The 12,424-nt window shown below is 39.8% G+C and carries 9 protein-coding genes; 4 read left to right on the top strand and 5 right to left on the bottom strand.

Going from position 1 to position 12,424, the window contains the following annotated elements; all coding sequences use genetic code 11:
* The first annotated feature begins 6 nt into the window (after positions 1-6).
* From H6G28_RS27890 to H6G28_RS27880, 3 genes are all read left to right on the top strand, one after another.
* Complete coding sequence (locus tag H6G28_RS27890; protein ID WP_190675857.1) at positions 7-459, top strand: nitrate reductase associated protein; 453 nt, start codon at positions 7-9, stop codon at positions 457-459.
* A gap of 283 nt (positions 460-742) precedes the next feature.
* On the top strand, positions 743-1,342 hold the full coding sequence (locus H6G28_RS27885; protein WP_190675855.1) for a DJ-1/PfpI family protein: 600 nt from the start codon (positions 743-745) through the stop codon (positions 1,340-1,342).
* 466 nt (positions 1,343-1,808) lie between these two features.
* Positions 1,809-3,185, top strand: coding sequence for a PrsW family glutamic-type intramembrane protease (locus tag H6G28_RS27880; RefSeq protein WP_190593002.1), 1,377 nt, complete (start codon positions 1,809-1,811; stop codon positions 3,183-3,185).
* Positions 3,186-3,416: 231 nt separating this feature from the next.
* Here H6G28_RS27880 and H6G28_RS27875 read toward each other — a convergent pair whose 3' ends face one another.
* The 4 genes from H6G28_RS27875 to H6G28_RS27860 form a co-directional block, all read right to left on the bottom strand.
* Positions 3,417-4,064, bottom strand: a complete 648-nt coding sequence (locus H6G28_RS27875) for a hypothetical protein (protein ID WP_190593001.1) — start codon at positions 4,062-4,064, stop codon at positions 3,417-3,419.
* A gap of 174 nt (positions 4,065-4,238) precedes the next feature.
* Entirely contained in the window at positions 4,239-5,816 is a 1,578-nt protein-coding gene (locus tag H6G28_RS27870) for a CHAT domain-containing protein (RefSeq protein WP_190675853.1), read from the bottom strand.
* A 166-nt stretch (positions 5,817-5,982) separates the two neighbouring features.
* Positions 5,983-8,166: a protein phosphatase 2C domain-containing protein gene (locus tag H6G28_RS27865; protein WP_190675851.1), complete on the bottom strand. Its 2,184-nt coding sequence runs from the start codon at positions 8,164-8,166 to the stop codon at positions 5,983-5,985.
* Positions 8,167-9,145: 979 nt separating this feature from the next.
* Positions 9,146-9,502: an NAD(P)H-quinone oxidoreductase subunit M gene (locus H6G28_RS27860; protein WP_190592998.1), complete on the bottom strand. Its 357-nt coding sequence runs from the start codon at positions 9,500-9,502 to the stop codon at positions 9,146-9,148.
* A 916-nt stretch (positions 9,503-10,418) separates the two neighbouring features.
* Between H6G28_RS27860 and H6G28_RS27855 the strand changes: the two genes are divergently transcribed.
* The gene (locus H6G28_RS27855; protein ID WP_062289935.1) at positions 10,419-10,700 is read left to right on the top strand and encodes an Npun_R1517 family heterocyst differentiation transcriptional regulator; all 282 of its coding nucleotides are present in this window, start codon (positions 10,419-10,421) and stop codon (positions 10,698-10,700) included.
* Positions 10,701-11,382: 682 nt separating this feature from the next.
* On the opposite strand, the gene H6G28_RS27850 is transcribed toward H6G28_RS27855, so the two are convergent.
* Positions 11,383-12,078 (bottom strand): response regulator transcription factor, encoded by a 696-nt coding sequence (locus tag H6G28_RS27850; protein ID WP_190592997.1) that lies wholly within the window; start codon positions 12,076-12,078, stop codon positions 11,383-11,385.
* Positions 12,079-12,424: the final 346 nt, after the last annotated feature.

Raw genomic sequence — 12,424 nt, 5'->3', positions numbered from 1 at the left:
TAAAATATGGCAACCTTTTTTAATTTTGAAGCAGATTTTGTAAATTCTCTACGTTGCATCCCAATGCAAGTGAGATATAAATTAGATACTTGCGGAATTAAACTCAAGTTCTCAGATTGGTTACAAATGACGCAAGATGAGCGTGAAGCTGTACTAGAATTACCTTGCACTACACAAACAGAGATTGACGCTTACAAAGAATATCTCCAACAACTAATTTTAGAAAAAACAGGTACACCTGTAGGACAACTACCTGTAGATGCTTATCCTGCTTGGATGGACTCTAGTACCATACCCACCAACTTACAAGAAAAAGCTCAAGAATTAGGAGTCAACTTGAGTCTAGAACAGTGGGTGGCTTTAACTCCCTTGCAAAGATTTGCCTTAATTAAACTCAGCCGTCCCAGCCATGAAAATAAAAATTTTCCCCATGCTATAGAAGAATTTCATCTGATTTAATAAATTTGTAGTTCACACTTTATATTTAGGGACGAGGTGGACAAGGTAGACAAGGTAGATTAGAACTTACGCAACTGGTATATTTTTTCTGTAGGGTGCGTGACTCAATGAGAAGATTTGAACGTAGTCATCAGATTTATAGCGTCACGCACCAACCACCAATTGTGACACTTACGTAATTCCTATAGATATAAGTTTTGTTGAGTAAATAAATTAAATCATTTATTTTTTAAAGTACCGTTAACAAATAAAAAATGACCATTGACGAAAAGGATAACAAAATATGGCAGCTAAAAAAATCTTGATGCTGGTGGGCGATTTTGTGGAAGATTATGAAGTGATGGTTCCCTTCCAGGCGTTGCAAATGGTAGGACACACTGTTCATGCTGTTTGTCCAGACAAAAAAGCTGGTGAAAAAGTCAGAACCGCAGTTCATGATTTTGAAGGCGACCAAACTTATACTGAAAAACCTGGACACAACTTTACTTTAAACGCTACTTTTGCCGAAGTAAATGTTAATACTTATGACGCGCTCGTTATACCTGGAGGACGCGCACCAGAATATATTCGTTTAAATCAACAGGTATTAGAAATTACTCGTCATTTTGCTCAAACCAATAAACCAATTGCTGCTATTTGTCATGGCTTACAGTTGTTAGCTGCGGCTGATGTGTTGCAAGGTAAAAATTGTACAGCTTATCCAGCTTGTAGTCCAGATGTGCGTGCATCTGGTGGTAATTATGTCCAAATTCCAGTTGATGAAGCGATAGTAGACGGAAATTTAGTCACCGCACCAGCTTGGCCTGCACATTCCCGTTGGTTGGCAGAGTTTCTCAAAGTACTTGGTACTAAAATTGAACATCCAGAAGTTGCCCAAGTTTAAGGATGAAATACAAAATTAGTCAAGCCTCATAACAAATCCACGCCAGTTTGCTGATGCTAGGAAACCCCTCAACCGCAACTGGCTCCCTAATTTTAATGGTGGGGGTTTCCCTGTTGTCTGTTGCCTTTTCAAAAACGAGATTGCTATAAATGCCTCAATATGTTGTCAACACTACTAAAAATTTCAACCATTACTGCACATTTTTTGGTGGTGGGCTTTGCATAACATAAAATCTATGTATTATGAGAAATATTTACCAACAAACAGGTACATAAGACACTAAAAATAGCCATAATGCTTGTCAATATGAAGTTAGATAATTTTAAATTTTGCATGAGAAAATTTTGAATTTCTGAGCAGAAACTAAAGCTATAGTGGATTTAGTAATTCTGCTGTCGGTATGGCTAAGGTTAAGTCATCCTACCAGAATATTTTATGAATTAGTTTGGGAAGACACTCTAACTCGATGACAGGCAAAAACGCAAGACATAACGCTTTTCTGCGGCTGGTGTCTGGTAATGCAGCAGCTTTTGGTTCAGAATCTCGTTACCCGCTACACGCAAGTAAAGAGATGGTAATTGGACGTGACCCCAGCTGTCAGGTTGTCTTGGATGCCATGATGTATCGAATGGTATCTCGTCGTCATGCTGCGGTTCGCCCTCTCTCTTCATCTCCAGACAATAAATTTACTTGGGTAATTTGCGATTTAAACAGTGCTAATGGTACTTATCTCAATGGTCAACGTTTTTATGGATGTCAAGAATTACAATCAGGCGATCGCATTGGTTTAGGTAGTGATGGGCCACAATTTATTTTTGAGTATGACTTGATACCTCAACCAACAATGATGACGAAACAAAACGCATCATTGCCTTCTGCTGCTAACTTTCAAAACCACACCCAAATCAAACAACCTGATTCAGTTAGCTTTACACAACTTTTTCCGATTATTTCTACTGGTAAGGATTTAACTCGTAAGGCTTACCTTGTTCCCGGAATACTTACAGTAGTTTTTGTAGTGCTGATGTTTGCTACTGTTGGTAGACCCCAGGCTAACCAAGTTATTGTGGCTAGTTACATTGGCTTTGTGGTTTACTACTTTGTTTATCAACTTTGTGGTAAGCCTAAGCCTTGGTGGGTTCTCATTGGTACGGCGCTGACTACAGCTTTAATCTTGCTGAGTCCTATCTTAGATTTATTTATCTTTATTTTTCGTGTAGTCTTGCCAGGGAACTTAGCCGCCGCTCAAGATGCTACGATTACAGAACTTTTCATCAGGATGTTCTTTGGTGCAGGGTTGATGGAAGAACTGCTTAAGGCATTGCCAATCTTAGGTGCATATTTCATTGGCAGTAAATTACCTTCACCTTGGCGCGAACATATTGGTGTGTGGGAACCTTTGGATGGTATTCTTCTCGGCACAGCTTCGGCTTTGGGTTTCACACTTTTAGAAACTCTGGGACAGTATGTACCAGATATCACTCAAAATGTGAGTCAACAGGTTGGTATTGGTGCGGCTGGTCAATTAGCCGGGTTACAATTGCTGATTCCCCGTGTTTTAGGCTCGGTTGCGGGTCACATGGCTTACAGTGGCTATCTGGGATATTTTATTGGGTTGGCTGTTCTCAAACCCAGTCAGGGTTGGCAAATTCTTTCTATCGGCTACTTAAGTGCATCTGTACTTCATGCTTTATGGAACGCGCTGGGTTCGATTAACGCTTTTTTATTGGTGGTGGTTGGAGTTTTAGCTTACGCTGTGTTGATGGCAGCAATTTTAAAGGCGAGGGCATTATCACCAACGCGATCGCAAAATTTTGCAACTCGCTTTCTCGGCCCTAAATAAATATCTCGCAAACCTAACCGATCAGGGTAGAAGTCATAAATTTGCTTTCTGCCCAGTTTTTTCTATCTCAAGATAGATTGCTTTGTTGGGAAGATTGTCTTAACTTGACTTTATTCTGGAAGTATTTTATCTAAAGTTAAGTTCATATCGAAACTTTAGCATTAGCAGCATTCACACTATCGACAGAAATTGAATCTTAGTTCATAGATAGAAAGTCTGAAAAAGTTCTGATTAAGCTTCTGTCTCTAACTTATCTATTTGTCTGAGTGCATAGTAAGCGATCGCCACACTCACTTTAGCTTGCTCGATTTCTGATAAAGTTGCCCAATCTCGATTTTTAATTTTATTCATAACTGATGTCAGGCTTTGTTTGTCGCTACTACGCATCGCATAAGCATAAGGACGAGCAAAAATTTCTATATCGTCGGTTTCCCATGCAGGTAATACTGTTTGAACACATTGCACTAGTTGTTCGCTGATTGATTGCTGCATAGCTGTCACTTCTGTGGCTTTTTGGGCGATCGCATTTAACCAGCCTGTGGGTACGCCAGCCGCAAAGGCACTATGTAAAGTTTCACAAAGACTGTCAAAAATGCTGACTTTTGTATTACATTTGTAATCAGCACAGTTTGTCACCTGAGACCATAACCCATCTAGCTTGGCGTAAAAAGATTGGGATCTAGTATGTAGTTCTTCTTCTAGGACATCTTGCATCGCAAACTGCTGTTCTAATTCATCAAAATATGCTTCAGCTTGCTCATCGGCAGGATTCCAAGGATAAGTCCCATCTTCGGGTTTTAGCAGTAGTTCGAGGAATTCTAATTCAGTTTGAGTGGGCGACGATGGGATATTGTTGGAATTGTCGAATTTGTTAATCATTGTTTTGACTCCTGATGAATTATTTAGCAGTACTGACTGCTACAAGTTGGAAATTAGAATTTCCGCAAAAATGAACCTGATTTTTATTTAGTAATTGAATCGGAAAAAATTTCATAAAGTAAGCGTGAAGCGTGAAGTATACAGTTCACAGTAATTTTTATTCTGAAAGAAGGCTTAATTTTCAATAATAAACTCCCAAGTTTCACTGCCAGAATTGCCAAACTTTAACTTAGCTCCAGGTTGTAATAGTACTTCTTCCCGGAGAATTTGTTGCCAGCCATTAGCACTCAGACACCAAGTTGTACCGTAAGTTGAGAGATCCTGTAAATAATAAGTTTGTACTGGAGTGTTACCAGTATAAGTATTACGACATAAAATTTCGGCATGACGCTTAGAAACTGATGGTTCAGGAATTATAATATCGTTGTCTTGAGTGCGACCAATGCGAGTTACACCGACACGTAAAAACCAAGTTCTACCTCCTGGGGAGAGCGATCGCAAACAAGCTCTAGAACTAGCACGATTTACATTAATAATTGAGATATCTGGTAACTCTGTAATTCCCTCATCAATGCTTTTAACAAGTTCGCCATTGAAATCTGGATGTAAATACAGAACTGGTAAAGTCCAAGCAGGTTGGTTGAACTTATACAGTGTTAACATTTCTTGGCGAGCTTCTGCCACAGCTTCATCGATGGGTTTGCGCGATCGCAAAGCCTCAGCAAAAGCTTGAATAAAACTGTGGCTTTCATGGTCAGCAATCACATCCCGCATTCCTAAAACTGCTGGTACACCATGCCGAATGAGTACTTCTGCTAAACTACTGGCGGGAATTGCTTGGTGATTGACTGCTGCTGGTTGCGCTCCCCAACAAGCATTAAAAACGGCTAATTTTAAACCACTCCGAGTTAAGACTTGCGCCAATTCTATGCCATTGAGCGTCTTATTGGGACGCAAAAATAACAATCCTCCATCTGGCCCAGGCAAGCCATGACCAGCGTAAAAAAATATATTGTAAGCTTTCGTTTCTAATTCTTGAATCAACTCTTGGGGTGTTGGTTGAATCAGCGTTTTAACCATACAAGGCGCAAACCCAGAATAATTGCGGTTGATTGGCGGCTGATTTTCCAAGATTTGTTGCAAAATTTTTGCTTCTTGTTCTAGTGCCAAGTTTTCATCATGACCTAATACCAGCAAGATATTTAAGGCCTGATCCGTGCGTAAAAATGGCAGTGGTTCAACTTCACTAGTGGTACGACTAAACAGTAAATCCTGGGAAAGCGAAATCGCTGATTGTCCGGGTTGACGCTGCATAATTTCCCAAGGTAAAGCAATCAAATCTGGGTCACGAATTTCGATTTGAAAGCGTAAACGTGTGTCCTGTCCCATCGCAATTCCACAACTGCGTTCGAGACTGCTGAGAATTGGCCCGTCAAATACCCAGCGCCACAAATACAGACCTAAGTATTGCATCAGACGACCACTATAACCAGGCATGTGACCGGAATTAGTGGTACCTAAATTCAACGCGAGTGGGTTAGCAGGTTGAGGTGCTGTGTTGGCTATAACATTTAAACCACTGTGTCCAGCAAACATTTGCTGCCACTCTTGCCAAACTTGATTCAGATCAGCAGGCCATACACAGTCACGCAGAACATAGCCACTAGGGTAGGGAGCTTTGACCACCCAAATGGCAAAGCTATCTGTGCCAGTATTGATGAGACGGGCGATCGCTAAGTTCAGGGATGGCATGGGTTCTTTAAATTAAAAGGTAGAAACCAAGGACTTGCGATAATAATTTTCCATGAGGAAAACTCTTCGCCTGGAAATTTTAAATCTAGTGATTAAATGTATTATTCCAGGCTTTTACAAGTTTATCGAGTATTTGTTGCATTTTCACCTTGGTAAATACAGGAGTTTAACTATCTGGCAATTGGGATAAGTTATTGCAACTACTGGTTTCGTTGGCTTGGAGTACAGAAATGCCTTGACGTTGCAGTTGGGCTAACTTAACACGCAGTGGTTTGTTAGGTTGAGGAGATGAGGTATTTTCAGCAGAGCAAAGTCGCAATTGAATCACAGATTCCTGAGCATTGGGTGTATCTCCCGGTTCGACTTCAACCACTTGCAGAAAACTACCACCTTCTAACTTCTGATCATCCAAAGTGATTGCTTGACTATTTGTAATTACCCAACCCGGAGCCAGGTTATTGAGCGATCGCTCATTTGTAGCAGTAGGAGTTGGCTGTACAGTAGGGCTAGGATCTGTAGTTAAGAACGGTGGTGACATAAACAGTCCACGCACCAGTAGTCCTAAAGAACCTGCGGCGATCGCAATAATCATTGGCACAATCAAATGCAGTGGCAGTTGTTGAAGAGAAGTAGATTTATGTTTGGGAATTAAAGTTTTCTGCTCAGAAATATCTTCTAGTAAAGTTGGTTGTAAAGGCTTCGGTGCAACTTTAGCGGTTGTGGTACTAGGACGTTCAACAATCACCGCTTTTAAGGTAAGTTCTGGCTCAACATATTTAACTTGATAATGAACTAAAGCGATCGTTACATTATCGTGACCATTCTTAGTGTTGGCAATTTCCAGTAATTTATCAGCAACTGTGACTAAATCTGTTTCTTCTGTCAAAATTGGTAAAATTTCTGTTTCCCAGTATTCTTCCACACGGTCAAAGTCACTTAAGCCATCAGATGTCAACAGAAACACAGCATCTTCATCCAAAATAAACCTCTGTGCTGTTGGATGTAATGCTGTACTAGAACTCATCCCTAATGCCTGAACCAAGGAACCCGAACCACTCTGTTGCACCGCTTCCCGGTAAATAGCATATCCCAAGCGTACTTCCCTAGAAGCAACATCATCGTCCAAAGTAACTTGGTAGCAACCATCCCGTGTAATCCAATAAGCGCGACTATCGCCAACATGGGTAATATACATCTCATGGGCTACTGGCAATGCCATCACCAAGGTTGTACCCATACGTTTTCTCCCCTGGCGATTTTCACTGTCATTGCGCTGGCTAATTTTATCATTAGCAACTGCCACAGCTTGCTCTAAGTCTGCCAGCAGCAGTGAGGGGTCTATATGGTTGTAAGGAACTTTGGTGAGTTGTTGAACTTGTTGCTGAATAGTATCAATTGCTAAATTAGATGCGACATTACCGCCTTCATGTCCACCAATGCCATCACAGACAATAGCCAATGCTGTAGCTTGCGGCGGTTTACTCAACATTGTGCCACTTGGGGGATAACAGGCATCTTCGTTGCGTTGGCGTTTTGGGCCAGTGTCCGTTTTGGTGATAATTTTAATTTTCGGCGATTGCAATTCCCCTAATTCTGCTAATCCCTGGTCTAAAACTGAGATTAGCACTTCCGCCGAATTGATTTCTCCGTAAATCAGATAATTACTAACTTGGTTAACAAATTCGGCAATGACTGGTTTGGTATCTGGTAATAACTGCTGCCAAAATTCTCCTAAGTCAGATAATGTTGGTGTTGCAGTGTCAACACGCAATTCTAACAAGCGAACTAACGGCCCTTCCACCCTTAACAAGTGAGCTTCCAGCAAGCTAGAAGCCACACCTTCACTCGCCAAAGGCTGCCAGAGATGGGCTAATTGCCAGAGCCAATTCAGTTGACGTATAGATGTCGCATTGCGCCACGCCGTAGTTAACTGCGGACACAATCTTAATTGAGAGTCTGTCGTCGGCTCTGTGAATAAAGGCGGTTTTTCTAAAAGTAAAATTTCTTTACGAGATCGTCCGTCTTTGAAAGACAATACTCCATACACCTGGGGTATATGTAAGCGGTAGGGAATTAATCTCAAATAAGCTCTAATTGTTTCTAAGTTGTCTGTTTCTAATCCGTGAGGGAGTAAGCCAGGCTTAGTATCTAAAACAACAGATTTATTCAGGACTAAATAGCGATCGGCTAATATTTCTCCAGGACTACCCACATTTAGAACATCACCCACAACCCAGAGATATCGTTTGGGTAGGGGTGTAGAACATCGTTGACAAAACTTATGCGTCAGGGGGTTGGCAGCCTGACAAAGTTCATTTGGGCAGTAGAGGGTTGCCGCATCATTTTCCATAGTGTTCGCACTGATTAGCGATTGGCAATTTCTTCAAAACCATAGGCAGTGAGCAGTATTAGGCTGCTCTTGTTCTTGCAAACAGACAGACATATCCCACCGGGGATCATGATTCTAGCTGGGAAACACCAGTCAATGCTAATACTTGATTGAAAGAATTTATGCAAATATCACACTCCTTGGCCAATTCTACAGCCTCATCATAACTTTTCTTGTTCTGTGACTTTCCGTTGCCAGTGCAACTAACTTTCAGTCTGTCAACAAAGCTTAACCTTTACTTATCTGTAATTGGGTGCTTTGAGTTAATTAGAGCATTAGAAAGCCATACATAATACAACTGTTTCTTTAATTTATAAGTCAATATGGTTTAGTTAAAGTTAAAAATCTCCAAATTTACCCAGAAATCTGGGTGATAAACTTCTTTGATGTGCTTTACTGAAATAGATGGGCTGCTCAGTTACAAACTGTAAATTAATTTTATTTAAGAATTGAAAAGTTAGTTGTTAAACTAGCTAAATTGCAGTTATTAATCTGCTAAAGCCAGGATACGAAAAATTTTTGTTTTATTACCCAGAATCCAAGTAATCAGAATAGTTACCAGAAGCAGAAAAAATTGTGAAATTCCTTCCACATTCTGACTTATGGCTCTTGGTTTCGGAATTCTGATGATTTTGTCTTCTATCAGACGATGTAATTTTGCTAACTGTTAAAAAAGTAAAAATTTTGATTTTCTCAGAGATGGTTTCCAAACATAGCTTGATGAATATATATCGATTATAAGATGGTATATAGCAGCAACAACTTGACATTTCTAAAGAGATAGGAGTGAGAATACACATCACTCCTATCTCTTGACTATTGAATAATCAAACTTATGCACTAACCAGAGCTGATCGGACAACTTTTATTCTGGTTGCTGAGGATGCAAAGTCTTCATTACTATTGATTTGTAGCTCTGTGCTTGCTGTACAGGTTGCTACTACTTATTGTCTACAGCCACTTGGGGAACTCCCATACTGTAATTTGTAACGCGAGCAGATAGGTTGTAGCTGATTTCGCCTTTTTGGAGGAGCGATCGCAGGTAATGCTCCAAATCTGAACCAATGCGGCGTAAGTTGTAGTCTGTCAGGTCTGCACCACTAGAAGATTCTACCAATTCGTCAAATTTACGATAAATTTTTTGTAGAGCATCTTCATTCCAATTAAATTCGTTGTCTGGGTCAACATCCAACGTTAAAACTTGATTACTGGGAACTAATTCGCCATCCCGGTCAATTTCTGCCGCAAAAATGCGGATATGCCGGGTTGTGGACTTGAGCAGCATTGGGTTGTCCATAGAATGGTGTAAAGGTTTCAGTTGATTACACTGAAATCATTGTAGACGGTTGCCCAGCCCTAAAATCTGCTCTATCCATAAGCTTTCATTAATTCATCAGTAGTTAATTATTATTCTCACCATACATCTGCCTCTTCCTATCTCATTTTTGGGTGAGATTTTTGAGTGTGGCTATAGCTAGTACTGCCAAACTCGTTTTGTGTGCAAATAAATCATTTATACCTACATACCATTACTTAAGCTGCTAATTTTTGATTTTTATACGTAAGCTTTGACTGAATTGTTGACTATGGCTGTTTCACTGCCGCATTTTTCGCTTTTACAATGCAAAAGTTTCAGGTTTTTGATGCAGATGAATTCTGACTTTTGTACTTAAAATAAGTATTCCAACAGTGTATATTTCTCTACCCCGACTCAACATTCTACTCTTAATAAATTTATTCATCAAAATCTCCTGAAATTATTGATGAAAAAAACTAACATCAAGTGTTTTCACGTAATGATGGTGAAGTTTCCTCTAGGGTTAATTAAATTGAAAAAATACAGCGATTTTACTTACGTATAATTACCAAAAAGTCAGTAAAAACTCGAACTGTTATTGACGTTAAGATGAAGTTGATGTAAAAACCTTTAAAAAGGTAGAACAACTTCTTACAGAAACTTTATTGTATAGAATCTTAAAAACTGAATAATAGTGATGGTTTACCTAAACCAGTTCTGGTGGCAGAAGATTACAACTTCAGGTGTGCAAGACTAGTGAGAAAAAACATAGGAGATAAAAATGAACCCCAGAATGAGATGAGTTGAAAATCTTAAATTACATCGGTATAGATTCAAAAAAAAAGATAAAGGATGTTTGCTGGGGATAATAGTTCCTCAATTTCATAGCTACCACGTCAAAAAATCCGCAAAACTTATGAACTCGAAAGCATTACCACGCCAAATAAATAATATTGAAGTCGGTGTTTATGAATGCGAAATTCATCTCAAATTCCGATTGATTGAGGAAAAGAGTCTCCTGGGCGATCGCGAGCAACTGCTGCAAGTACTACTAGACGCTTTAACTGAAGGTTCTGATGACTTTTTAGAAACGCTGCAAGCCTCTGTGAAAGCGCAGGAAGTTTCAGAATTTAAGGCCTCACCCCAAATGCGTCGTCAACTGATGCGTTTACGGAATGCGGCTGATAACACTCAATAGTCGGTTCTTAAACTCTCCAGCAATTGAATGGCGATAGTTGATGAATGAAGCATAATTAAGGTAATTTTTGCAGTTCGCTCATTCCCTGTGTTATGTCATATCATCATAAAGTTGGTTTTAACCTCACTACCAAGCTGCAAGCTTAAATTTGTGTTGTCTTACAAAAACTTCATCAAGCATCTAAAATTCGCTCCAATCCTGTAGCTAATTAATAATTTGATGCTTACAGTTGAGGAAGATTTATCTACCTGTAAAATTTTTCTACCCAGGGTGTCGCTTTGTCCAGAGATAGCATTGCATTCAGAATGAATCTATCTATATGTTGTTGACTATCTCAACAGTCCAAAATATCTGGCAGATATTTATTGTGATGTCTAATGTATTTGAATAATTTGGGTAGGATGGTAGGCTCAAAACTTGACACCAACTTGGAAAATGACTACGAGAGCTAGATTAAGGAAAAGCTAACCGATCAACCCTTCCAAAATCTAAAATCTCAAGTTCAAATTGGTATTACCTTTTCAGGTTGGTAAAATACTCGTTTACTACAGTATTAGGAATGTATTTTTATAGACTTTTCAACCAGGAGTTTACTGATTATCAAAGCTCCTGGTTGCCTTATGCTTAAGCGTTGAGTAGTTGTGTTGTGCATCTGAAAAATCCCAAAATTACTCCGAAAGTTTCACTTAGCCAGACCGTGTTCTAGCGCAAATCGAACTAATTCTGTACGGCTATTGGTACCAGTTTTGCTGAACAAGCGGCTCACATATTTTTCTACATTCCGAACACTTGTCTCTAAGCGACGAGCAATTTCTTTATTCATCAGCCCTTCAGCTACTAGATTTAAAACACTTTGCTCTCTTGGTGTCAAATCAATTTTGAAGGGAGCCGGAGATTGAGCGATCGCACTTCTTTGTGTTAAAAGAGCTTTGATTTGCGCGATTTGATTGGCTAATTCGGCAATATCCGGGGTTTCACTGTCTTCACCTGTAAATGCAGGCTTAACAAGACGACGAGCCAGCAAGTTTTCTACTATTGCTACTAACTCATCTGGATCAAAAGGCTTTGGTAGATATGCGTCAACACCTGCTTGATAGCCTTGAATGCGATCGCCTGTCATACCCTTCGCAGTTAAAAAGACAACAGGTAGTGTTTGAAAGCGTGGGTCTTCTCTTAATTGTTTCAGAAACTGATAGCCATCCACTTGAGGCATCATAATATCAGAAATCACTAAGTCAGGCCTATTCTGTTCCATCAAATCCCAGCCTTCACGGGCATTACTGGCAACTTGAACACTAAAGCCGCTTTCTTGTAAGTAATCCTTCACAGCTTCTCTCAATCCTGGTTCATCATCTACCAGTAACAGTTGTGCTGACATTTAACACTTCCTTAAGTCTACCTTTTTCCAATTTAGCGAAAGTTGGCAACCAATGGTCACAGAGTTAGTCATTAATAGTCTTTGTTGAACTAGCTCACAACTGATCCTGATGCTTTGCCATGACCAACGGTCTACATGATCTAGTATGTGAGTCTGCCATACAACATTATTTTATAAATTGCCCTATGCCCGGCACAATGAACTGTTTACCTAGAAAGTGTAGAGGTATGGAGAGGAGAGAGAAAAATTTTTTTAGAGAAGAGGTTGACAGTGAGGGGAAGGTTAGTTATATTGGATAAGTGCCTGAGAGAGGGGGCGCTGCAAAGCGAAGCTCGCTCGAAGGGAA

The sequence above is a fragment of the Nostoc sp. FACHB-190 genome, assembly GCF_014696905.1.
Taxonomy (GTDB): Bacteria; Cyanobacteriota; Cyanobacteriia; order Cyanobacteriales; family Nostocaceae; genus Nostoc_B.
This window is presented reverse-complemented; position numbering and strand designations above follow the sequence as displayed.